24 protein-coding genes and 1 pseudogene are annotated in these 23,136 nt (G+C 63.3%); 14 read left to right on the top strand and 11 right to left on the bottom strand.

Annotation, left to right across the window (positions count from 1 at the left end; genetic code table 11):
* Positions 1–176: 176 nt before the first annotated feature.
* Complete coding sequence (locus CBI38_RS31770) at positions 177–1,331, top strand: IS30 family transposase (protein WP_230990388.1); 1,155 nt, start codon at positions 177–179, stop codon at positions 1,329–1,331.
* A gap of 143 nt (positions 1,332–1,474) precedes the next feature.
* Here the strand turns inward: CBI38_RS31770 and CBI38_RS31765 are convergent, their stop codons facing one another.
* From CBI38_RS31765 to CBI38_RS31730, 8 genes are all read right to left on the bottom strand, one after another.
* Positions 1,475–2,290 carry an IS5 family transposase gene (locus CBI38_RS31765; protein WP_109336078.1) on the bottom strand — a complete coding sequence of 272 codons (816 nt, stop codon included), beginning with the start codon at positions 2,288–2,290 and terminating at the stop codon, positions 1,475–1,477.
* 158 nt (positions 2,291–2,448) lie between these two features.
* Complete coding sequence (locus CBI38_RS31760) at positions 2,449–2,685, bottom strand: pentapeptide repeat-containing protein (protein WP_230990387.1); 237 nt, start codon at positions 2,683–2,685, stop codon at positions 2,449–2,451.
* 271 nt (positions 2,686–2,956) lie between these two features.
* A complete protein-coding gene (locus CBI38_RS38070) occupies positions 2,957–3,097 on the bottom strand; it encodes a hypothetical protein (RefSeq protein ID WP_162603319.1) in 141 nt (46 codons plus the stop codon).
* 680 nt (positions 3,098–3,777) lie between these two features.
* Positions 3,778–5,157 carry an MFS transporter gene (locus CBI38_RS31750; RefSeq protein ID WP_109335579.1) on the bottom strand — a complete coding sequence of 460 codons (1,380 nt, stop codon included), beginning with the start codon at positions 5,155–5,157 and terminating at the stop codon, positions 3,778–3,780.
* Between the two features lie 57 nt (positions 5,158–5,214).
* A complete protein-coding gene (locus CBI38_RS31745; RefSeq protein WP_109335578.1) occupies positions 5,215–6,225 on the bottom strand; it encodes a 2Fe-2S iron-sulfur cluster-binding protein in 1,011 nt (336 codons plus the stop codon).
* Positions 6,222–7,238, bottom strand: a complete 1,017-nt coding sequence (locus CBI38_RS31740; protein ID WP_109335577.1) for a PdxA family dehydrogenase — start codon at positions 7,236–7,238, stop codon at positions 6,222–6,224. Before CBI38_RS31740 ends, CBI38_RS31745 begins: the two co-directional genes overlap by 4 nt.
* Complete coding sequence (locus CBI38_RS31735; RefSeq protein ID WP_109335576.1) at positions 7,235–7,705, bottom strand: aromatic-ring-hydroxylating dioxygenase subunit beta; 471 nt, start codon at positions 7,703–7,705, stop codon at positions 7,235–7,237. Before CBI38_RS31735 ends, CBI38_RS31740 begins: the two co-directional genes overlap by 4 nt.
* Positions 7,702–8,967, bottom strand: a complete 1,266-nt coding sequence (locus CBI38_RS31730; protein WP_109335575.1) for an aromatic ring-hydroxylating dioxygenase subunit alpha — start codon at positions 8,965–8,967, stop codon at positions 7,702–7,704. The genes CBI38_RS31735 and CBI38_RS31730 overlap by 4 nt, the downstream gene beginning before the upstream one ends.
* Before the next feature lie 164 nt (positions 8,968–9,131).
* On the opposite strand from CBI38_RS31730, the gene CBI38_RS31725 reads away from it, so the two are divergent.
* The 6 genes from CBI38_RS31725 (at position 9,132) to CBI38_RS31695 (ending at position 14,685) form a co-directional block, all read left to right on the top strand.
* Entirely contained in the window at positions 9,132–9,866 is a 735-nt protein-coding gene (locus CBI38_RS31725; protein ID WP_109335574.1) for an IclR family transcriptional regulator domain-containing protein, read from the top strand.
* A gap of 646 nt (positions 9,867–10,512) precedes the next feature.
* Positions 10,513–11,499 (top strand): ABC transporter substrate-binding protein, encoded by a 987-nt coding sequence (locus CBI38_RS31715; RefSeq protein ID WP_011599107.1) that lies wholly within the window; start codon positions 10,513–10,515, stop codon positions 11,497–11,499.
* 14 nt (positions 11,500–11,513) lie between these two features.
* Complete coding sequence (locus CBI38_RS31710; RefSeq protein WP_007297307.1) at positions 11,514–12,326, top strand: ABC transporter ATP-binding protein; 813 nt, start codon at positions 11,514–11,516, stop codon at positions 12,324–12,326.
* Between the two features lie 104 nt (positions 12,327–12,430).
* Positions 12,431–13,132: an ABC transporter permease gene (locus CBI38_RS31705; protein ID WP_109336077.1), complete on the top strand. Its 702-nt coding sequence runs from the start codon at positions 12,431–12,433 to the stop codon at positions 13,130–13,132.
* Positions 13,129–13,944 carry an ABC transporter permease gene (locus CBI38_RS31700; RefSeq protein WP_011599105.1) on the top strand — a complete coding sequence of 272 codons (816 nt, stop codon included), beginning with the start codon at positions 13,129–13,131 and terminating at the stop codon, positions 13,942–13,944. Before CBI38_RS31705 ends, CBI38_RS31700 begins: the two co-directional genes overlap by 4 nt.
* A gap of 75 nt (positions 13,945–14,019) precedes the next feature.
* Positions 14,020–14,685: an N-carbamoylsarcosine amidohydrolase gene (locus CBI38_RS31695; protein WP_109335572.1), complete on the top strand. Its 666-nt coding sequence runs from the start codon at positions 14,020–14,022 to the stop codon at positions 14,683–14,685.
* A 47-nt stretch (positions 14,686–14,732) separates the two neighbouring features.
* On the opposite strand, the gene CBI38_RS31690 is transcribed toward CBI38_RS31695, so the two are convergent.
* Positions 14,733–15,527 carry an IclR family transcriptional regulator gene (locus CBI38_RS31690; protein WP_007297303.1) on the bottom strand — a complete coding sequence of 265 codons (795 nt, stop codon included), beginning with the start codon at positions 15,525–15,527 and terminating at the stop codon, positions 14,733–14,735.
* A gap of 202 nt (positions 15,528–15,729) precedes the next feature.
* Between CBI38_RS31690 and CBI38_RS31685 the strand changes: the two genes are divergently transcribed.
* The 7 genes from CBI38_RS31685 (at position 15,730) to phtC (ending at position 21,095) form a co-directional block, all read left to right on the top strand.
* On the top strand, positions 15,730–17,160 hold the full coding sequence (locus CBI38_RS31685; protein WP_007297302.1) for an aromatic ring-hydroxylating dioxygenase subunit alpha: 1,431 nt from the start codon (positions 15,730–15,732) through the stop codon (positions 17,158–17,160).
* Between the two features lie 71 nt (positions 17,161–17,231).
* Positions 17,232–17,783, top strand: coding sequence for a 3-phenylpropionate/cinnamic acid dioxygenase subunit beta (locus CBI38_RS31680; protein WP_007297301.1), 552 nt, complete (start codon positions 17,232–17,234; stop codon positions 17,781–17,783).
* Positions 17,780–18,091, top strand: coding sequence for a hypothetical protein (locus tag CBI38_RS31675; protein WP_007297300.1), 312 nt, complete (start codon positions 17,780–17,782; stop codon positions 18,089–18,091). The genes CBI38_RS31680 and CBI38_RS31675 overlap by 4 nt, the downstream gene beginning before the upstream one ends.
* On the top strand, positions 18,088–18,894 hold the full coding sequence (gene hcaB / locus CBI38_RS31670) for a 3-(cis-5,6-dihydroxycyclohexa-1,3-dien-1-yl)propanoate dehydrogenase (RefSeq protein WP_109335571.1): 807 nt from the start codon (positions 18,088–18,090) through the stop codon (positions 18,892–18,894). The genes CBI38_RS31675 and hcaB overlap by 4 nt, the downstream gene beginning before the upstream one ends.
* 37 nt (positions 18,895–18,931) lie before the next feature.
* A complete protein-coding gene (locus CBI38_RS31665; RefSeq protein ID WP_005256000.1) occupies positions 18,932–19,126 on the top strand; it encodes a ferredoxin in 195 nt (64 codons plus the stop codon).
* Positions 19,126–20,367 carry an NAD(P)/FAD-dependent oxidoreductase gene (locus CBI38_RS31660; protein WP_109335570.1) on the top strand — a complete coding sequence of 414 codons (1,242 nt, stop codon included), beginning with the start codon at positions 19,126–19,128 and terminating at the stop codon, positions 20,365–20,367. Before CBI38_RS31665 ends, CBI38_RS31660 begins: the two co-directional genes overlap by 1 nt.
* A complete protein-coding gene (gene phtC, locus CBI38_RS31655) occupies positions 20,364–21,095 on the top strand; it encodes a 3,4-dihydroxyphthalate decarboxylase (RefSeq protein ID WP_109335569.1) in 732 nt (243 codons plus the stop codon). Before CBI38_RS31660 ends, phtC begins: the two co-directional genes overlap by 4 nt.
* Positions 21,096–21,536: 441 nt before the next feature.
* Here phtC and CBI38_RS40375 read toward each other — a convergent pair whose 3' ends face one another.
* Positions 21,537–21,632 carry a hypothetical protein gene (locus tag CBI38_RS40375; protein ID WP_335743649.1) on the bottom strand — a complete coding sequence of 32 codons (96 nt, stop codon included), beginning with the start codon at positions 21,630–21,632 and terminating at the stop codon, positions 21,537–21,539.
* A gap of 143 nt (positions 21,633–21,775) precedes the next feature.
* Positions 21,776–23,091, bottom strand: a pseudogene (locus CBI38_RS31640) (NAD(P)/FAD-dependent oxidoreductase).
* Between the last annotated feature and the right edge of the window lie 45 nt (positions 23,092–23,136).

The raw sequence follows: 23,136 nt of genomic DNA, 5'->3' as shown, positions 1-23,136 counted from the left end.
AGTCATTTTTGTGACAACCGCCACCGCCAACTGTCCCAGCTTCGGACAGTTCGGTAGGCCCGTGTTCGGAAGCTACTGCCTATGCCGGTGAACGCCCCTTTCCGGGACGGTGCCCCGGTAGGCGTTCCTTGGGTTCGTGCGGTGATCGCAACACCACTGATCAAAGGGTGTTGCACATGGCGAAATATTCTCATCGGATGGTTCCGGAGATCTTTAAGACGTTCTGGTCGGGAATGGCCGCGGGTGAGTTCATCACGGACGCGGCCGAGGCGGCCGGCTCATATCGCAAACAGGGTGCTCGGTGGCTTGCGGCATGCGGTGGGGTGCGTCCCCGGCGTGGCCGCAACCTCAAGGGCCGGTGTTTGACGTTCGCCGAACGTGAAGAGATCGCCATCGGCATCGCCGCAGGTCACACGCTGCGTGACATCGCGAAAGCCCTGAACCGGAGTCCGTCGACGATCTCACGCGAGATCGCCCGCAATCGTGAGCCGTCCGGGCGGTACCGAGCCAGATCGGCTCACGCAGCCGCCTACCATCGGGCCTCGCGGCCCAAGCCGTCCAAGCTCGCCACCAATCCGCCGCTGCGCGAGACGGTCGAGAAATCCCTGACCGAGCGCCATTCACCCGAGCAGATCGCGGGCCGCCTCCGACTCGATTTCCCCGACGATCCACAGATGCGGGTGAGCACCGAGACCATCTACCAATCGCTCTACCAACCCTCCCGCGGCGGACTCGAACACACCCTCACCCGATCGCTGCGGACCGGACGTGGGCTGCGCCGGCCCAGTCGGAAGGCCGGCCAGCGCAAGAATCGGATCCCCGACATGGCCAACATCGCGGATCGCCCCAAAGACGTGAAAGACCGTGCAGTACCGGGACATTGGGAGGGTGACCTCATTGTCGGCAAACGGAATCTGAGCGCGATCGGCACACTCGTCGAACGTTCGACCGGCACCGTCATGCTCGTTCATCTGCCCGACGGATACAAGCCCGAGCAGACCGCGCCCGCGTTGACCGAACAGCTCGAGACGCTGCCCACGAGCCTGCGCCGGACCTTGACGTGGGACCAGGGATCGGAGATGCGGGACTGGAAGAGCGTCAGCGCGGCCACCGGGATCGACATCTACTTCTGTGATCCACACGCACCCTGGCAGCGCGGGACCAACCAGAATACGAACGGCATTCTCCGTCAGTACTTCCCCAAAGGTTCGGACCTGAGTGTGCACTCGAAAGCGGACCTGGAGTGGGTCTCACGGCAACTCAATGAGCGTCCCCGGAAACGGTTAGAATTTCGCACACCCATCGAAGAGATGGAACAACTGCTGTTGTGATGACCGCCAGAATCCGCCGTTCCGCTACCGGGAACCGATCGCCCCAACGTTCGGTCGGTGCTACGCGGCTCGGTGGAGGAGGGAAACCGGCTGGCTATACCGTTTCGTCGGTGTAAGAGTGCATCTGAAAACTCTGGCTCGGGTCACGCTGTGCGGGCGAGTCGGCGTGACATGGTCGCGATCATGGCGATGTAGACGATGGCTTCGTGGTGGTCGGGTCGAGTCTCGTAGTCGCGGACGCATCGGCGGTGTTTGCAGATCCAGGCGAAGGTCCGCTCGACCACCCACCGACGGGGAAGAACCCTGAACCCTTTGACATCGTCGGTGCGCTTGACGACCTGAACCGTCAGTGACACAACTCGTTTCGACCAGTCGATCAGCCGTCCGGCATAGCCACCGTCCGCCCAGACCAGGCTGATTGTCGAGAACTGGGCGCGCAACGCAGCCAGCAGCCGGAACGCGCCGTCACGGTCCTGAATCCCGGCCATCGTCACCACGACCGCCAGCAGCAGCCCGTTCGAGTCCACAGCGATGTGCCGTTTACGGCCGTTCGTCTTCTTTCCCTCATCGTATCCACGACTCGACCGGGGCACGGTGTCGGCGCCCTGCACCGATTGGGCGTCGACGATCGCCGCGGACGGCAACGGGTGGCGGCTGCCCTGGACCCGCACTCGATCGCGCAGCGCGTCGTGGATCCGCTGCCATACTCCCGCGCGGACCCAGCGGACGAAGATCGCGTACACCGTGGTCGCGGGAGGAAACTCCGCCGGCAACTGCCGCCAGGCGATCCCACCTCGAACGACATAGAAGATCGCATCGAGTACCAGACGGCGGCAGTGCTTTTCGGGACGACCACCGCTGCCGGTGGTGTTGCCGGGTGGAGGAAGCAGTGGTTCGAGAATCGCCCATTGAGCGTCGGTCACCGAGGATGACGAGTAGACCGCGCACCGATGCCCGATCCCCGGATCCGGGGTAGGGCATGACGGACACAGTGCGATGAGCGATGATGGCAAGTGAACTCCTGGTCGGGTCGTGGCGTAAGCACCTACTGACCTACCAGGAGTTCACCCATTCCTCACCAGTCACACGCCGATCACCCCGAGTTTTCAGATGCGCTCTAAAACACGTCAGTCAGGTCCGCGTGGGTCAAAGTTGCCTTGAGCAGGTCCGCGCCGGACAGGTCTGCAGATGGTAGGTCTGCAGATGACAAGTCGAATCGGCAACCCGCCCAGCGATTTTGGTCTCCCCGAGGGCGCTTCCGGATCGCACTCAATATTGCAATGCGCGCTTTTTGCTCTTGTGGATCTGGCTTCGGTGGTTGCGCGGGTGTCAACCAGAGCCGGGGCAGTCCCATTGGCAGTTCAGAAGGCGATGCTCGATGACACCTACGGATGGTCCAATGCTCGTGGCAACGAGGTGGTCCCATCACCCTGGCAAGCGACATACGAGGGGGAGGCGAATGTACCGGTGGTTCCCGGACGCGTCGCTGACGGTAGTGCAGGCGCTGCTCAAGACCCGCTCGGGCAAGATCCTGCGCAAGACGATGCGGCAGATCGCCGACCACGAGGAATACCGTGCCCTCCACCATCGAGGACGTCGCCGTCCTCGACGCGCTGAAGCGACCGTCACGTGTGCGCCGGCGACGGGATCGGGCGGCGCTGACGTCCCACCACCTTGCCCGCCGCCTTGGCCACATCGATCGCAGCAACCCGATCGATCACCAACTCGTGATCATCGTCGGGAATCTCTTCCGGTTCCGGCTTCACTTTGTTTGTCCTCCAGTCGCGTCGGCACTCTCCACGGGCGGGCCGCCTGGGGCCTCGGTCGAGGGAATCCGAAATTCTGACCGGCGTGCTCGAAGCAACAGTGCGTGACCCTTCCAAGGTCGGGCCCCGGCGCCAGGCTTATTTACGGGCTTACACTCCCAAGAAAACGTCGGCGTCGGCGGGCGACCCGACCCCATTTTCAGGCCTGCGAGGCGTCCCGGGAACGGAACTGGGTGCTCATTTGACTTGACGAATTGCGGGTTCCATGGAGTTCGTCCGCCGACTCCACTTTTTCAAAAGGTTGACGTCTTGTACTTTTGCGATGACCCACCAGAACTCGGGCCGTCGAGGGCCTGGAACAGCGCCGGGTGCCGTCCAGGCCGGGCGGCCGAACAGTTTGCAGATCTTCGCCCTTGGGGTGTGGCGGTGAACGCGAAATCCGAGGTTCGACGCCGAGGCCGGGTCTTTGGGTTTCGGCCCAGAATGTCCTCGGTATCCACGGTACCGCCGTCCCACGGTTCGGCGAGCTCGGTCTCGGACTGGACGGCCGCGAGATCACGAAGGGGGTGACATCGCCCAGGCGGGGTGGCAGTGCGTTGCCTGTGCACCGCGGTCGTGGTAGCCGACCCGGCTGGAGATCGCAGGCCTTGAGATCACCCGGCCGGTGTTGCCGATCCACACTACTTGCGGGCGAGCGAATGACTTTCTGCCGACTTGCGATCGGGGTGATTGTCGCTTCGGACCCAGCGGCCGAGGAGGAAGACCGCAGCTCCGGCGACGAGCATGGGGACTGACATTGCGTAGAAGACTGCACTGGCGGACCAGCCCATGCCGAGTGCCGCTCCGACCGCGATCGGCCCGACGATGCCGCCGAGGCGGCCAACACCCAACGCCCATCCAACCCCGGTGGACCGCATCGGTGTCGGATAGAACACCGCGGACAGCGCGATGAGGCTCTTCTGTCCACCGCTGATGCAGACCCCCGCAAAGAAATTGGCCGTCAATAGGACCCACAACGGCGCCGTAAAGGCGACACCGGTCAGCGCAACGAATGCGAATCCGACGACATAAACGGTTCCGAGGGTGACGTACGCGCCGAGTCGGTCCATACAGGGCCCGGTGACAAATGCAGCGGCGATGCCGCCGACCGTGGTGAGGGTGGTGGCGGTGACCACCGTACCCATGTTGTAGTCCAGGCTCGTCATGATCGACGGTAGCCAGCTCTGCAGCGCGTAGAACTCGCCGAGGTTGATGACGAAGACCAGCCACAGCAGCAGGGTTCCCAAGAGTCGGTCACGGGTGAACAGGCTCCTCAGTGCAGTGCGTTGTCCGTCGGTACGCTTCTCGGCCTCGTAGGTGATGTCGGGGCCGACGGCGAGGGCGGGATCCATTTTGCGGAAGATCGCCTGGATTCTGTTGGGCTCCGCGCCTCGGTTGATCATTGAGGTGAGTGAGTCCGGCAGGTAGCGCAGCAACGCCGGGAGCAGGAGCAGCGGTGCTACTGCGCCGACGACGAGTACCGACCGCCAGCCGAGGATCGGGATCAGCCAACCGGAGACCAGCCCTGCCGCGACGAATCCGAGGGAGAAGCCGCAATAGATCACCAGGACGAAGGTTGCTCGAAGACGCTTGGGGCTGAATTCGCCCGTCAGTGCGATGGCACTCGGCGCGGCGGCACCGAGCCCCATTCCGGTGATGAAGCGCAACGCCATCAGTTCGGTGACGTTCTGTGACCAGGCCGCCGCCAACGTGCCGAGCGCGAAGATGACCGTGCTCGTGAGGATCATCCGGCGGTGGCCGTAGCGCTCGGACAGCGGCGAGAGCGCCAGATAGCCGACCATGAGACCGGCGAGAGCGGCGGAGAAGATGGGCCCGAGCACCTGTTTCGACAGGCCCCACTCCTCGGCGATGTGGGGCGCCATGTAGCTGATGCTCTGGGTGTCGAAGCCGTCGATGAACATGACCACCCCACACAGGGCGATCACGATGTACTGGTATCGACTCACTGGCCGCGAATCGATGAAATCCGGCAGTGTCACGCGCGATGGTGCTAAGGACATGATTGCCTCACAATATCTGATGCCCGGTTGCCCGGATGATGTGGTCGTGGTAGCGGATCACGCGGTGACAACGGGCTCGCCCGACGGTACGAAGGCGTCGCAATAGAAATTGTCTGGCGCCAAACCGGCCTCGTGGACAAAATCCTCGCGTGCCGCCGAGGTCATTGCGGGGCTTCCGCATGCATAGACCTCGTGGTCGCTGAGGTTTGCGTAGTCCTCGAGCACCGCTCGATGAACGAGCCCGGTGCGTCCGGTCCAGTCCTCCGCGGGATGTGACAGGACGGGAGTGAAGGAGACACGACCCGGATCCGAGGCCCACTTCGCGGGCAACTCGGGTAGGTAGATGTCGCCCTGTTCTCGTGCGCCCCAGTAGAGGTGCACGGACCGTTCTCCACCACGTTTGAGGTGGTCCTCGATGATCGATTTGACCGGGGCGAAGCCGGTGCCGCTGGCGACGAAGATGACCGGCCTGTCCGAGTCGGGGTTCAGTGAGAACTCGCCGTAGGGCAGCTCGATCCTCAGTCTGGTTCCCCTTTCGAGCCCGCCGAGCATCTCATCGGAGAAGCGTCCACCCTGCACCCGACGAATGTGCAGCTGCACTCCGTCGTTCTCGTGCGGCGGATTCGCCATCGAATAGCTCCGGCTGTCACCGTCGTCGAGAAAGACTTTCAGGTACTGCCCGGCAGCGAACTTCGCACGCACCCCGGTGGGGAGACGCAGCTGCACCACCGTGACATCGGGCGCCGGACGGGTGATCCGATGGACCTTTGCGGTCAGGGTCTTGCGTATCACCGTGTCCTGCTTGGTGATCCGCTTGGGCGTGATCGAGGTGTCGGTGCTCGGCCGGGCCTGGCAGAACAGCACTCCACTCTGAGGGCCTTGCGACATCCCCCAGCCGCGCACATCGAGGCGGCCGGCATCGAGTGCGCCTTCGCAACTCGAGCACACGCCTTTGCGGCACGAGTACGGGATCGCGTATCCGGAACGTTCCGCCGCGTCGAGCACGCTCTCATCGGGCTCGCACGGAAAGCTGATGTCTGTTCCGGTGACAGTTACTGTGTAGGTCATGAGGTAGCTCCAAAGGTGCCGGGTGCCGACATGTGGGTTTCGGCGGCGCCGACGAGTCGCAGCGCCCCGACTACCGCATCCGGGTCGGCTACTCCCTTGCCGGCAATGTCGAACCCCGCGCCGTGGCCGACACTGGAGAACCGCACTCCGGCGCCGATCGTCATCGCGGCTGCGCTGCGCCCGGCGAGGAGTTTGACGGGAATATGGCCCTGATCGTGGTACATGGCGACGAACGCGTCGAAGCCGGGGTCTGCCAGCATGAGGTCGGCCCCGACCGGTCCCGAGGCGTCGATCCCTGCGGCGCGCAGCCGCTCCACCGCTGGCGCTGTCACCCGCAGGTCCTCGTCGCCGAACAAACCGCCCTCGCCGGCGTGTGGATTGATGCCGAAGACGCCGATGCGCGGCGACGGGATGCCCTGCGCCTGTAGCGTCTCCACCGCGGCATGTGCCGCCCCGTGCACCAGCTCGGGCGTGAGGCGCCGAAGCGCATCCCGCAGCGATTCGTGCAACGTTGCGTGCACGATGCGCAAACCGGCACCGATCAACATCAAGAACACCTGATCGGGCCGCGCGCCGACGAGTTCGGCCAGCAAGCTCGGATATCCGTCGAAGGAGATGCCGGCGGCGTTGACCGCGGTTTCCGAGTGTGGGCATGCGACGATGCCGCAGGCTCCGCCGCCCTGCAGGCAGCGCACGGCCCGTTCCAGGTACGCCACCGTCGCCTTCCCAGCCTCTGCTGTCACCCGGCCCGGTGCGAAGGCCCCGGCGGGCAGCGAGTGTACCGGAAGCAGGTCGACGACATCGGCCATGGGCGTGGCCAAGCCGTCGGCTGTCTCGCGGACCGTCATGCCTGCCCGGCGGGCGAGTGGCTCGACGACGAATCGATCGCCCACCAGGACCGGATTGAATGCGGGATGCTCCTGCGCTGCCATGACGGCCTTCACCGCGAGCTCGGGGCCGATTCCATTCGGATCGCCGATCGTGAGCAGGACCCGTGGGGGGGACCCACTCATAGTGGGAGCGCCAACAGGGTGTCGATGTTGGTGCTGTCGCACACCACGACTCGTTCGGCAATCTTCAACTGATCGTCCACGTCGACATAGCGGTCGACATACCGCCCGCTGGCGAAGATGTCGGATTGGCCGTCGCGCATCACCCGCACCACCAGGAAGCTGGTCTCGGCATGGATACCGTCACCGTTCTCTTCCAGGACCGAGGGCTGGCCCAGGATGTGACGGTAGGTGTGTTGCTCGTAGATGTTGGCTTCACGCAGCGCCGATACGCGGTCGACCAGCATCCGGCGAGTGTTGGCCCACACCAGTCCGGCGGGCAGGCCTTCGCTGTAGTTCTGTGCGGTGGTGATCCGGTACATGCAGTTTTCGACGAAGAAGTCCGGCCACTGCTCGAGCGGCCCCTCGTCGATGCAGCGGGAGTAGTCGGCCTGCACGCGGCCGATTCGGTGGAAGTCGTTCACGCTCATGCCTCTTCCTGTCGGTTCATGGCGGCCCGGTAGGCCTTCCAGAAGCCGCGGACCGATGCTTCGGTGACACGGCTTTCGCTGGATTCGGCTAGACTGCCTCCCATTTCGAGCACGGCGGACTGGCTTGCCGCACCTGCGATTCCGCGTTGCACGAAGCCTCCGACACAGCCGTCCTCCATCGAGATGTAGCCTGCGGGGCCCACGAGGTTGGCCTGCTTGAGTCGTACTTCCCGCTGCTCGGGCGTGTCTTCTTCGAAGCCGAGGTACGTCCAGTTCAGCCGTGTTCGTTCGACCCCGGTCGGCAGGATCTGGCGCACAGCCACGGAGTTCTGGATCTGCTGCAGCACGAAGCCCGGGAAGACGGAGAGGATCTGCAGCGTCGTATCGTCACCGACCTCGCTGAACCCCTCGAGCAACGTTGGATCGGCCAGTTTGTAGGCGCTTTCGGACCGGATGTTCTGATCCGAGTACGCGACGTCCTTCTCGGCGTCTCGGTCGATCGCTGAGTAACTGACGTGGTGGCCGCCGCTCTCGTCGACGATGATCCCACCGCGTTGCGACAGTCGGTTGAGCTCGAAGGTCGTGAAGAACAGGTGCAGGATGCTGGCGTGGTAGGAGTCCTTGACGTTCTCTACGTACAGCTTCCAGTTGTTGGGAAGGATCTGTGTGAAGCGTCCGATGATCTCGGGGGTGCGTCCCGCGAGGACACGGGCGATCCGACTCGTGATCTCTTCGCCGAGATAGTCCTCGATGTCGGGCACGTCATCGGAGAAACTCCCGAAAACCAGGCCGTGAAGTACGGCGATGCGCATCTTGCGCGGTCCGTGGTCCTCCATGCAGAACGAATCAGGCATTCCGCCTTTGCCTTTGACTCCGTCCTGGAATGCTACTCCGGTCAGATCGCCCTGCAGGTTGTAGCTCCACGCGTGGTAGACGCACGTAAAGTCCTTCGTGTTTCCGCGGTCGTCCAGGGCGAGTAGGGCGCCGCGATGGGCGCACCGGTTCTCGAAGCCGTAGAGCTCACCGTCTCGGTCGCGCGCCACGATCACCGGTGTCTCACCGACGAAGGTGGAGCAGTAGTCTCCCGGGCCGGCTACCTCGGCTTCCAGGCACAGGTAGCTCCAATACGGGCCGTGGAACAACTTGGTCTGCTCGGCCGCGTAGACGTCCTCGCCCTGGAACACCCGATACGGCACCCGGGTGAGGTCGTCGGTCCAATCCACCGGGGTCTCGCGGACCGTGTCGACAACGCTGCTTTCCATAATTTCTCCTCAGTCTGGACAACCAGTCGGGACATCAGAGAACTCGCTCGCCGGGACTTGACAAGCCCCATGGCTGTTCGTATAACGAACAGATGAGCAATTCTCGAACAATTAAGCCGGACGATAAGGGCAGTGTCAAGGGTGCTGCCCGCGCTCCCGAGGGAATGGCCGGACTGGCGAAGGGCCTGGCGGTCATCGAGGCCTTCGGCATCCGCCACCCGCAACTGACCGTCACCGACGCCGCTCAGCGGACGAACACCTCCCGCGCCGCGGCGCGCCGCTGCCTGCTCACTCTCGTCGAGCTCGGTTACCTGACCCACGACAACGGAAACTTCCGACCGACACCCAGGATGCTTCGGCTGGGCGGGGCCTATCTGGACACCGCGCCATTGCCGCAACTTGCCCAGCCGCAGTTGGCCGACGCCCGCGATGCGCTGGGCGAGTCGGTGTCGCTCGCGGTTCTCGAAGATGGGTGGTCCCTGTTCGTCGCCCGCGCCGAGGCCGCACGGATCGTCGCGACCGGAGTCCGGGTCGGCGCCAAACTGCCCGCCCACAGCTCCGCGACCGGTCGAGTACTGCTGGCCGGACTTCCCGATACGCAACTCGACGACTACCTCCGAGAATGCCACCCGCAGCCGCGCACACCCAAGACACTGACCGATGTCGATGCCATCAGCGAGCGAATCCTGACGGCGAGGGAGAGCGGCGTGGCCTGCACTGACGAAGAAATCGAACTCGGCATGCTGTCGATAGCCGTACCGGTGCGGACTGCCCGGGGCGAAACCGTGGCGGCAATGAGTGTCAGTGCGTCCACAGCCAGAACTACCCTGCACGACATCCGTGAGGCAGCCGTGCCCGTACTGAACAAGTACGCAGCAAGACTCGGCCGGCTTCTGTGAGATCCCACCCAGACGGCAACTCGCACCCACGCGGTACGGAGAGGGATGCGACGCTCCCAGCGTGTCTGTGTCGACGCATGCGGGGCTCCCCTGCGGGAGGTGACTTCGGTTGTGCTGGAGTCATTGTCTGTCGTGGCCGATGACGTCATGAGGGCGGCGAAACCGACGCGGGCAACAGCGAGGCGGCCATGAGCGCGCACAGGAGGGCCGAGCCTTTCAGGACCTATGCGGGTACGGAGGCGACACGACGGAGCCGAGCGCGATGATCGACGGCGATCGGAACCGGGAGACCGAGCAGCGCCAGGACCCCACGTGCTTCGGAGGTTCGCGGGACTTGCCGATCGGGTACATCGAGTCGGCCGACGCCGTCAGGAACACCACGGTCAGCCTTTCCGCCACCAGACCTCGGGGATGGAGCCGTGACCCGTTGGGTCTGGCTGGGAACGGGGCTGTGTCGCAGGGGCGGACTTCCGCTCAATCATCGTGAAAGCGCGAGGTTCTGCGCACCCACGGTGCAGTGTGGCATTTGGGGACACCCGCAACACTGTCTCTCTGCAGACCAGAGTTAGCTTCTGTACAACAGTCGCGTGATGTGCTTCACTTTCGGGGCCAGGTGTGACGGGACTACAGAAGGAATCGGGTCGATATGGGCAGTAGTTCGCTGAGTCGGCGGGATTTCATGAGAGTGACGGCGGCTCTGGGGGGTCTCCTCGCTGTGGGAGCCGGCGCAGGGTGTGCTACCCAGTCGCGAGGTAGGGACGGCGTCTATCGAGGTGACGTCGCCATCACCGGGTTGGCGAGCCTGATCCATTCGGCCCCGTTTCTGATCGCAGCGTCCGAGGGCTACTACGAAGAAGAGATGCTGGCGCTGGAGAACGTTCAGTTCCCGGGTGGGCTGGACACCGTGCGTGGAATCGGCTCCGGGATCGGATTCGGCACTTCGGCGACGATTCCGGTGTTCATCGCCGTGGAGCGCGGACTCGATGTCAAGGCGTTCGGGAACGTCTACACCGCGGCATCTGTGGACTTCATCGCCCCCGCTGACTCCCCGATCAACACGATCGAAGATGTTCGGGGCCGCACCATCGGTGTGAGCAGCCCGGGATCGAACTCGACCGACTTCGCCGAGAAGACGCTTCGATTGGCGGGTTTGACACCCGGCGTCGACGTCGAGCTGCTCAGCGTCGGATCCGCGAGCGATTCGTGGACCGTCGCTTCCCAGGGCGTTGTCGATGTCGCGTGGACTGCGTCCCCGCTGTCCGAGCGCATCATCGCCGAAACCGGCGCGAAGGTGATTTGGCGATCCCGGGACTACGTCCAGGACTGGTCGGACACCTGCCTGTGTGCCACCACCCCGTTCATCGAAAAGAATCGGGACGTCTTGGCGGGGTGGATGCGTGCTGTGGGTCGCGGTATCGAGATGATCGATACGGATCTCGAGCGAGCGGCCGAAATATATGGCCGCACAATCAAGTACAAGCCCGAGATCGCTCTGGCGGCGTTGGAGAATTCGCGAGGCTTCTTCAGTCTCGACTTCGCGCGCCCGCAACTCGAAGCGGTCGTGGCCTCGGGCGTCGAGGCCGGACGACTCGGCGGCAAGGTCGATATTGACTCAGTTGTAGTCGAACTATAAGGCGGGAAGAGAACATGACCACTACACAAGTCGAATCGAAGAACGTCTCTTTCGACGGTATCGGTATGACTTTCGATTCCGACACCGGGCGGACCGAGGCCGTGCGTAACGTCACGGCATCGATCGCGGAGGGCCAGTTCGTATCGGTGATCGGTCCGAGTGGATGCGGAAAGAGCACCTTGCTGGACATGGCCTGTGGCTTACTTGTTCCCTCACGTGGACGGGTGACCATCGATGGGGAGATTGTCACAGGGCCCCGTAAGGACACCGCCATGGTGTTTCAGGAAGATTCGACGCTGCACTGGCGGAGTGTTCTCGACAATGTGGCTTTCGGGTTGGAGATCAAGCACGTCGACAAGGACGAGCGCCTGGAAAAAGCGCGTGCGATGATCCAACTGGTCGGGTTGAAGGGTTTCGAGAAGCACCGGCCCGGGCAGCTTTCCGGAGGTATGCGTCAACGCGTGGCGATCGCCCGTGCACTCGCCACGGATCCTCGAATTCTGTTGATGGACGAACCGTTCGGCGCTCTGGATCAGCAGACGCGACAGTTCATCGGGCGCGAGCTCTTGAAGATCTGGGAGCAGACCCACAATCGGGTGCTCTTCGTTACTCACGACATCCAAGAGGCGATCTATCTGTCGGATCAGATCTGGGTGATGTCGGCACGTCCATCGGTGGTCCGAGAGGTGATCGACGTCGGGCTCCCTCGTCCACGCCCGAGCGGCACACACGCCATGGCCAGATTCAAGGAACTCGAGGATCACCTGTGGTCGATAATCAAGGAAGAGGCCGCTAAGACACTGGGGCACGGGACGGATGCCGCATGACTGTGACCTCGCCGCAGGCGGCCCTCCACGAAACGCCAAGGTCGGGATTCCGACGAGCGAAACATCGGGCACGCGTCGTACGTTGGACGATGCTGGTTGCTCTGGTGTTGTTGCTCGAGGCGGCAACGCGAACCGGCTGGATCGACCGCAATCAGATGGTCGCGCCGTCCGAGATACTCGCCCACGTCGCGGCAATCATCCCGAGCACCCACTTCGTCACCGATCTGACGCGGACGAGCGTGACCATACTGGCGGCGTTCGCACTGGGCGTGCTCGGCGGGGTGCCCCTGGGGGTATTGCTCTGGAGGGTCCGGGTCGTCGGCCGAGTCCTCGAGCCATTCATCGTCACCGGGTACGCGATGCCGACATTGCTGTTCTACCCTATTCTGGTCGCGGTGCTCGGACTCAACGCGGGACCAATCATCGTCATCGCGAGCACGATGGCCCTCATTCCAATAGCGCTGACCACGATGGTGGCGCTCGGAGACGTCAAACCGGTGCTGCACAAGCTGGCGCGATCGGTCGGTGCCTCGCGCCGGCAGCAATATTTCAAGGTGCTGTTCCCGGCCGCCACGCCGCTCATCTTTCCCGGGATCAAGCTCGGATTCATCTATGCAGTCATCGGCACCATCGCGATGGAGTTCATTCTGGCCTCGAAAGGCCTGGGGTTTCGTGCGGGCTTTATGTACCGCGAACTCTACGTCGCGGACATGTGGGCCTACATTGCCATTGTCGTGGTCTTCAGCATCGCAGTGAACAGTGCACTCGGCCTGGCTGAACGAGCCATTCGAAGGGACATGTTGTGAACGCCACCACGCTCAGCGCCGGAACCGAAGGTGAAGCAGGCAAACAGAATACGGAACAGCGGTTCCGCCTGTCACAGCGGTGGGCCGACAACGTCCTGCGAATACTCATCGTCATCGGGTTGATCGGTGTCTGGGCGCTTATTGCAGCGACCAGCGAACTTGTGCCGTCCCCGGGCGCGTCGATGTCGGCGGTATGGGGACTGTTCGCAGACGGTTCCATCTACAGGAATCTCAATGCCACGATGAGTGCTGTCGGACTCGGATTCGTCATCGCAACAGCGGTGGGTTTCCCGACTGGATACATCATCGGGCGAAGCAAGTTTCTCGGTGATGTGTTCGATCCGATCATCGCGGGTGCCTTCGCCATACCACGGGTAATCTTCTTTCCGATCCTGCTGCAGATCTTCGGCCTGGGACTCGGAGCACAGTCGGCAATGGCCGCATTGGCCGCGGTGTTCCCCATCATCGTCTCGACGGCGGCGGGAGTACGCGCCATCAACCCCATCCTGCTGAAACTCGGCCGGGCCACCGGTGCAAGTCCGCTTCAGGCAATGAGCAAAATCGTGGTGCCCGCGATGGCGCCCTCTCTCATGGTCGGTATCCGAATCGGCTTCAGCATTGCCTTCATCAATGTACTGATCGCCGAGTTCTTCGCGACCAGAGCAGGATTGGGGCAGATGGCGATGCTTGCGTACGGCAAGTTGGATCTGCCGACGATGTACGGAGTGATCATGCTGCTGGTCTCGATGGCGCTGGTGGGCAACATCGCCCTGTGGGCCATCGAACGGAAGATCACCGACGCGGTCAACTGATCGCCGCACGCAACTATTCGAATCGGCAGTGGGCCTTTCCGGCCCATGCCCACACCCATTTTCCGGAGGACACTGATGAGCGCCCTGACTGCCGCAGCAGAGGAATACCAGCGGTTGCGCACCGAATTCCGGGAGAAAGGTCTGGGCGGCCGCATCGGCTTCGGCGTGCGGCCGGCAGTGGTGGTGGTCGACTTGATCACGGGCTTCACCGATCGCCGTTCGCCGCTCGCAGGTGACCTCGATACCCAAATCGACGCAACGACGATTCTCCTCGCGCTCGCGCGAAAGGCCCAGGTGCCGATCATCTTCTCCACAGTGGCCTACGACGCGGAACTCCAAGAGGCCGGCGCCTGGATCGGCAAGATCCCCTCGAACAAGTATCTGGTCGAGGGCAGTCAATGGGTCGAGATCGACGAGCGGCTCGAACAACAGCCAGGTGAGACGACATTGGTGAAGAAGTACGCATCGTGCTTCTTCGGCACCGACCTGGCCGCTCGGTTGATCAGCCGCCGGATCGACACCGTGATCATCGTGGGCTGCACCACGAGCGGATGTGTTCGTGCCACCGCGGTAGACGCCTGCTCGTACGGGTTCCACACCATAGTGGTCGAGGACGCAGTGGGGGACCGGGCGGCACTACCGCACACTGCCAGCCTCTTCGATATCGACGCCAAATACGGGGACGTCGTCGGACTCGACGAGGCCAGCGCCTACCTCGAGAGCGTTCGGTCGTCGAGTTGACGGTCACAGTGCCCGCGAGAACGTACCTCGCTGGGTGGACCGGACACTCACCCGAGCGCTGCCGCTAGCTGATCAGCCGCGTCCGTCAGGGCGCGGCCGATGCTGCGTACCTGTGCCGGGCGCAGGCGGTGCTTGGGCGCTGAAACATTCATTGCCAGGCGCATGCCGGGGGCGTTCGTCGGGACCGAGACGGCCACGGAGGCAACGCCTTCCTCGGATTCCTCCCGGTTGACCGCGTACCCGTTCCTTCTGACCTCTTCCAGTTGGGCTTCGAGCTCGGTCCGCGTGCTGATGGACTGGGGAGTCACCTGTTCCAGTTCCTCGGTCGGGTACAGCTGATGCAGTTCGTCGAGGGAAAGTTCCGCCAGCATGGCCTTCCCGGTGGACGTGCAGTGCGCTGGCATGACCTTGCCCAACCGGGACGCAACCCGGACTGCCGATGGGCTCTCCAGGGCGGCGATGAAGCGCACGGTTCGACCGTCGAGTGCCCCGATATGGACAGTTTCACGCAGTTCCTCGCTGAGGGTGCGCAGGATCGGTGCCGCCGTCTGAGGAATGTCGAGCCTGGCAAAAATCGCAAACGCGACCCCCGTCAGCGCTGGGCCCGGACGATAGGCCTTGCTGGCCGGATCCTGCCGAATGAAGCCCCGGTACTGGAGCATCGCCAGAAGTCGGTGAGCCGTCGACGACGCAACTCCGAGGTACTGGCTCGCCTCGGTCAGCCGAATTTCGGTCTGTTCACCGAGCAGCAACAGCAGACGAAGTGCGTTGTCGACGGATTCGATCGGGTACTGCGGTGGTGTCGCCTCCGGCGCCTGTTGCCGTGGACCGTGGTTCTGCATAGCAGAGAGCATACGTGTCAGGTCGGGTGTGCGGTCGACCTGCCAGCGGGTGGAATCCGCGTACGCGCAGGGGGTTGACTCGTCGGGCTGAAGAGAGCAACATCTAGCTAACAGAAGGCGCTTCTGCATAGCAGAGAGACTGCCATCGTCGATCGAAGAGGAATGAACCTTGGAACCCCGGACGACCCACCACACACAAGCGATGGAAGACATTCGCCGCGGCATGATCCCGGCGCACATCTACAACGACAAAGAGATTTTCGAGCGTGAGAAGGCGACCGTCTTCAGTCGATCGTGGTTGTTCGTCGCGCACGAATCCGAGGTACCGCAGGCGGGGGACTACGTTGTCCGCCGGGTGCTCGAGGATTCGTTCATCATCTCCCGCGACTCCAAAGGGGGGATTCGGGCGATGTTCAACATGTGTCTGCACCGCGGGATGCAGGTGTGTCGCGCGGAAATGGGAAACGCGTCGAACTTTCGCTGCCCCTATCACGGTTGGTCGTACCGAAACGACGGCCGCATCATCGGACTGCCGTTCCACGAGGAGGCGTACGGGGGCGAGGAGGGCTTCAAGAAGAAGGGCCAGACACTCCTCCCTGCACCCAATCTCGACAGCTACAACGGAATGATCTTCATCAATATGGATCCGAACGCGGAATCGCTGTCGGACTATCTGGGTGACTTCAAGTTCTACCTCGACTACTACACCAAGCAGAGCGAGTCGGGGCTCGAGGTACGGGGCCCGCAGCGTTGGAGGGTCAAAGCGAACTGGAAGATCGGAGCCGAGAATTTCGCGGGCGACATGTACCACACGCCGCAGACACACACCTCGGTCGTCGAGATCGGCCTGTTCCGCGAACCGAAAGCGGAGAAGCGCAAGGACGGAGCAACCTACTGGGCAGGACCAGGTGGGGGAACGACGTACAAGTTGCCAGACGGCACCTTCGACGAGCGCATGCAGTACGTGGGATACACCGCGGAGATGACCGACCGGGCCAAGGAGGTGTGGTCGGACGAGCAGCAGCGAGTAATCGGCGCAGACGGCTTCATGATCTCGGCAGCATCGGTGTTTCCGAACCTGAGCTTCGTGCACAACTGGCCGAAGGTCGAGGACGGCGACGACGTTCTGCCGTTCATCTCCATTCGACTCTGGCAACCGATCAGTGAGAACGAGACCGAGGTGTTGTCCTTCTTCGCGGTCGACCGGAGCGCGCCGGAAGAATTCAAGAAGAAGTCGTACAAGGCATACCTGATGTGCTTCGGATCCACCGGCATGTTCGAACAGGACGATGTCGAGAACTGGGTGTCGCTGACGAACACCTCCGCAGGATCGATGGCGCGGCGCCTGTTACTCAACAGTCGCATGGGTCTGCTCGAGGACGGGACACGCGTCTCCGATGAGCTCACCGCCGACGAGTTCCACGGCCCCGGGACGGCGCAGGTCGGATACAACGAGGCCAACCAGCGCAAACTTCTCGAAATGTGGGCGGACTACCTCGAAAAGCCGGCACTGGAGGTGGGGCCGACATCGGTGGGAACCGACAATCCAGACGGAATCAGGCCGCTGACTCCGACGAACGGCAGCTGCGACCACAGCAAGGACGCGACTGTCAACGGGGCGGTGCTGGCATGACCACCTCTGTGCGAGCTACCAATACCGGTTACAGCCGCGTAGGTGAAGGCTCGACCTATTCGGAACAAGCCGTGCTGGGCGACCATGCATCGCGCGTCACGCGCACCGGAACTCCGCTGCGATTCGACGATCGACGGCACCTGGACGCGCACCAATTCTTGATCGACGAGGCATATCTGCTCGACGCACAGGAATACCAAACCTGGCTCGACAACATCACCGACGATATCCACTACCTCATGCCGGTTCGGGTAACCACGGCGCTCAACTCGGGATTCGACACCTCACCAGGAATGGCACATTTCGATGAGAACAAGTATTCGCTGAGCCGGCGGGTCGCGCGGTTCGTCACCGAGCACGCGTGGACCGAGGATCCCCCGTCACGACTGCGCCACTACATCACCAACATCCGGACCTTCCTCACCGACGCCGAGGACCACCTCGTCGTCGAAAGCGCCGAATTGCTGTTCCGCAGCAGAGGCGATGTCAATGAGTCGGCACTCGTCTCGTGTGGACGCGAGGATCTGCTCAGGCGCGTCGGTGACGAATGGAAGCTCGCACGACGCACCATCTTTGTCGACGAGTCCGTGATGCGGATGCAGAATCTCGCGGTGTTCCTATGAGCTTGCAGTGGGACGGCGAGGAGCAGGACGCACGCGCCGCGCGCCGTGCCACAGACGAGTTCGCGCAGCTCTTGGCTGGTGCCGTCGGAGATCCGCTGACCATCGCCAACGAATTCGCCGAGGTCAACGTGCACAAGGTGGCGACCCGCAACGGCGTACGGCTGCTGGTGCACGCCCCGAAGTCCGGACAGTGGGTCTGTGTGGACCCGCTGGAACTCGAGGCGCTGACCTGGCAGAACCCGGCCACCTTCGCCGCGATGGTGGGAAACATGTTTGCTCCGTTGATCGCAGAGGGAGACAACGAATGACTGGCTGGCTCGACGGCAAGCGGGCACTTGTCGTTGGCGGGGGCTCGGGGATCGGGCGAGCAGTCGTCGATGCGTTCCTCGCCGAAGGCGCGTGCGTCGCGGTACTCGAGCGTGACCCGAACAAGTGTCGAGTGCTGCGCGAACACCTACCCCAGGTACCGGTCATCGAAGGTGACGCCACACGCGCGGCGGACAACGACGCTGCCGTCGCGGCTGCGGTCGCCGCGTTCGGAGGGCTCGACACACTGGTCAACTGTGTCGGGATCTTCGACTTCTACCAGGGCATAGAGGACATCCCCGCGGACACACTCGACGTGGCGTTCGACGAGATGTTCCGAACCAACGTGCTCAGCCACATGCACTCGGTCAAGGCCGCCGTACCGGAGCTGCGCAAGCACCGCGGATCGTCGATCGTGCTGGCGGAGTCTGCCTCGTCGTTCTATCCCGGACGAGGCGGAGTGCTCTACGTGTCTTCCAAATTTGCCGTACGCGGGCTGGTCACCACCCTGGCCTACGAGCTCGCCCCAGATATTCGCGTCAACGGAGTCGCCCCGGGGGGCACGTTGAACACCGACCTGCGCGGGTTGGCGAGCCTGGGACGCGACGCCGATCGACTCGACGACAATCCGAATCGTGCACGCGAGTTGGCGGCGCGGACACCGCTCAACGTGGCCCTCTCAGGTGAGGACCATGCGTGGAGCTTCGTGTTCTTCGCTTCCGACAGATCCCGAGGAATCACCGCAGGCGCGACGCATCCCGACGGCGGCTTCGGAATCGGAGCCCCCAAACCTTCGACCCGCTGATACGAGTTCGACCAGTTCGGAAAGAGAGGAAACCGCGATGGCTGTCGTCAAAGCGAATCTTGGTGCATGTCAGGGATATGCCAATTGCGTCGTCGCTGCCGACGACTACTTCGACATCGACGACGACGGTGTCGTCGAACTGTTGAGTGTGGAGGTCCCCGAATCGGAACGGGGACGCGTCGACAGTGCTGCCCGGTCCTGCCCGGTCTCCGCGCTCTGGATCGAAGACTGATGCCGGAATCGACCACGGTCATCGTCGGTGCATCGATCGGTGGTGTCCGAACTGCGCAGGCACTGCGGTCGGAAGGGTATCCGGGCGCCATCGTTCTCATCGGTGCCGAAGGCGAACTGCCCTATGACAAGCCGCCATTGTCGAAGTCGATCCTGGCAGGTGACTCTACGATGGCCGAGATTACGTTGTTGACCACCGAACAGGCTCGGGAACTCGATCTCGAGCTTCGGTTGGGCCAACCAGCCATACGGCTGAGCACGGCAAACCGGGATGTCGAACTCGCAGACGGTACGAGGGTCGCATTCGACAACCTGGTGCTCGCCACCGGCGCTCGCGCCCGGCCGTCACCATGGGGAACGCCGAACGGCCTACACGTGATACGAACAGCCGCGGACGCCCGCGCACTACGCCGCCATCTCGGCACCACCGACCACCTCGTCATTATCGGCGGCGGCTTCATCGGCGCGGAGACCGCGGCAACCGCGGTCGAACTCGGGATGCGCGTGACGCTGGTGGATCCAGAACCCGTGCCCATGGCACGCGTGATGGGTGCGGAGATCGGCGAGCTGTTCATCGACCTCCATCGGCGTCGCGGCGTCGACACCAGATTCGGGGTCGGTGTCGAGTCCGTGCACGGTGAGCACGGGTCCTTCGCGATCGGCTTGTCCGACGGGTCGACGCTCGCCGCCGACACGGTGGTCGTCGGAATCGGGGCGATACCGAACGACGACTGGCTCGAGTCCTCCGGTCTGGAGGTGAGCAATGGTGTGGTGTGTGACGTGTACTGCCGTGCAATCGGTCACGACAACATCTACGCAGTCGGCGACGTGTGCCGGTTCGACAACACCCGACGCGGCGGCTCGACCCGGCTCGAGCACTGGACGAACGCGGTGGAGCAAGCCGTCGTGGTCGCCCGGAACATCGCTCGCCCGGACAAGAAGATGCGCCACGAACCGGTCGAATACGTCTGGAGCGATCAGTACGACTGGAAGATACAGACGGTCGGACTGGCGGGCTCGTCGACGCACACTGTCATCGGCGAGGTGACGAACAAGGCTCGGTTCGCGGTCTGCTACCCCGACGAGAACGGCAGACTGGCCGGGGTCGTCGTCGTCAATTGGCCGAAAGCGCTTGTCACCGCCCGCAAAGCGATCGCACTCGGGGTCGAATATGCCGAGTTTGCGGCACGTCTCGAGGCAATGACGGTGTCAGCCCGCACCACGGTCAAGGAAACCACGTGAACGAGACGGACATCGAGGGTGCACGGGTCGTCGTAGCCGAGGCGTGCAGGGTTGCCGCTGCCCGGGGTTTGATGGAGGGCATCCTGGGCCACATCAGCTTCAGAGTCTCCCCTGACCTTCTGCTCATCAGGTGTCGCAGTGCAGACGACACCGGCGTGGCCTATACACGCCCGTCCGACATTCGACTCGTACGGTTCGACGGAACAGCCGGCGCTCCAGGTGAACTCGACAACGGCTATCAGGTACCCAAGGAGTTGCCCGTTCACGTCGAGTCGATGCGGGCCTCGCCCGACATCCGAGCTGTAGCGCACCTGCACCCCCCGTCGATTGTTGCAGCCGACCTAGCGGGTATCTCGCTGCGGCCCATCTACGGGGCCTACGACATCCCCGGTGCAGTTCTCGCGCGGGGTGGGGTGCCGGTGTACCGCCGCGCAGTGTTGATTCATCGCACCCAACTCGGCAAGGAAATGGTGACGGCGATGGGCGATCGACCCGTCGTCATCTGCCGCGGACATGGCATCACCTCCGTCGCGTCGTCGGTGCAACAGTCGGTTCTGCAGGCCGCCAGCCTGGAAGAGCTGGCGCGCATGTCCTTGGCTGTCGTGAGCGCGGGTGGCACGCTCGTCGACATCGACGACGCCGATTGGGAGGATCTTCCCGACCTCGGCGCCAACTTCAACACCGGCGCAGTCTGGCGACACGAGGTCGCACGCGCAGCGACGGTATAGGCCAATCGTGGGTACCGACGGTAATTGTCAACCTACTTGAGACACGTGCGTGTTGATTCCCTACGAGTGCGGCGTCTAAACACGGGGCGCACGGTCTGACTCGGGTGGCGATCATGGAAAACGCCGCGCTTGTCATCCGGGTCAATATCCTCGCGCGGGGCTGGACCCGAGACCCCGCTGGATACGGCCCGTGGCTACTCAGAATCGGCGCCAATAGTATCTGGTTCGTCACTCGACGAATTGATTCGTCTGGACTGATCGCCACGCGTGCGTGCTTTGCGTGACGACCATGCAGAGCATGGGACTCCTCCGTCAGACCCGGATGACGCGACGATCCGCCGATGAACGCCGAATTGAGCCGTCTCGGTGCCCGAGATGCGGCGTCCGGTCAGTCCGCGGTGTTTATGTCTGGTCGTGGACGGGGTGATTGCCCAATGGTTTTCAAATTGGCGCGGTGACCAGCGCGCCGTGCTGACCGGCCAGCTGTGCTGCCCGCCGTACTGCCTGGCCCGCCGGGTCGGACAGGTCGGTCGCCACCAACACCTGCCGCGGCGGACCGTGAACATCGGCAACGCACTCCTTCCGGTGGCTTCATACTGGCAGCATTCGGCCCAACGGTCCTGCGGATCGGGCGCGAGGCTTCCGAACGGCCTTGGTAGTAAGCAGAAACTGATGTGTCACTATAGGTCTTGCGCCGCAAAGCGGGTCTCTTCAGCGCTGGCCAGGCCGAACGAGACGAGCGGGCGGGGGGCGACCATCTCGAGGAGGTACGCCGCCGCGACGGCGAACCGGTTCGCGGTCCGCGGCAGCGCATACAGATGATAGAGGCGGGTCACTATCTTCGCGGGTAGGCCGGACAGGTTGATGCCCAGCGGATTCGCGACCGCGAAACGAGGGCCGAGGTCGACGACCAGCCCCATATTGCGGTGCCTGTACGGTGCCGGCCGACCCATTCCAAGGCTGCTCGCTACGTTTCGGGCCAGCAGGTGGCCTTGTCGAACGGCGTGCTGTGCGGTCGGCGGCGTGATGTGCCCGGGATTTTTCAGGTCGGGTACCGCTGCGGCGTCCCCGGCCGCGAACACGTCGGGAGCCCCCGGCACACTGAGATCGGGTTGGACGATGAGCCTGCCCTCGGTGAGAGGGAGATCGAGTGTGGAGATCAGCGGGCTGGCCGTGACACCGGTGACCCATACGACGGTGCGGGTGGGAATCGTCGTGCCGTCACTGAGCACCACGTGTTCGCCGGTGAGGGCATCGAGAGTCGTGCCGAGGCGCACCTCGATGCCGCGCTGGCGAAGCACCTCCAGTACCTGTCTGCCCAACTTCTCGCCGAGCTCGGGCATCACCCGGTCGGCTCTGTCGAGCAGCAGGAACCGGACCTGCGTGGGATCGAACCGGCGTTGACGCGCCACCTCGTCGGCGAGCGCACGTAGCTGGGCGACCAGTTCGGTGCCGGCATACGAAGCTCCGACCACGACCACCGTCCGCTGCGCTTCCCTCTGCACGGGATCGTTTCGTGGGTGGAGAGTTCGAGCTGTGTCAGCAGCTGGTCCCGTAGGTACAGTGCCTCGCCTACCGTCTTCAGGCCACAGGCGTTCTCCTTCAGGCCCGGAATGTCGACCGTCCGTGTCACCGAGCCGGGGGTGAGTACCAGTCGATCCCAGTGCAACTGGGCCACATCCGCGTCACAGTCCATCAGCGTGATGGTGCGTGAATCGAAGTTCACCGACGTCACCCGTCCGGTGATCAACTCGACGCCGGGGAGCGAGCCGGCCAGCGGCACCGAGACGTACCGCGGGTCGAGGATGCCGCCGGCCACGTCCGGCAACAACGGGGTGTAGAGCATGTAGTCGTGTGTCGAGACTAATATCACCTCGGTCTGGTTCCGTGGGTCCTTCGCGAGGAGATGCGGGAGTCTGCGGGCACACTCGAAGCCGGCGAAGCCTGCGCCGACGATGAGTACACGTTCTCGGGTCGAGGAATTCTCGGTCGTCACGGCCAGGGCACCTCTCGGTCGTCCTACTTGTGTTTGCCATCTCGA

The organism is Rhodococcus oxybenzonivorans (assembly GCF_003130705.1).
GTDB classification, from domain to species: Bacteria; Actinomycetota; Actinomycetes; order Mycobacteriales; family Mycobacteriaceae; genus Rhodococcus_F; species Rhodococcus_F oxybenzonivorans.
This window is presented reverse-complemented; position numbering and strand designations above follow the sequence as displayed.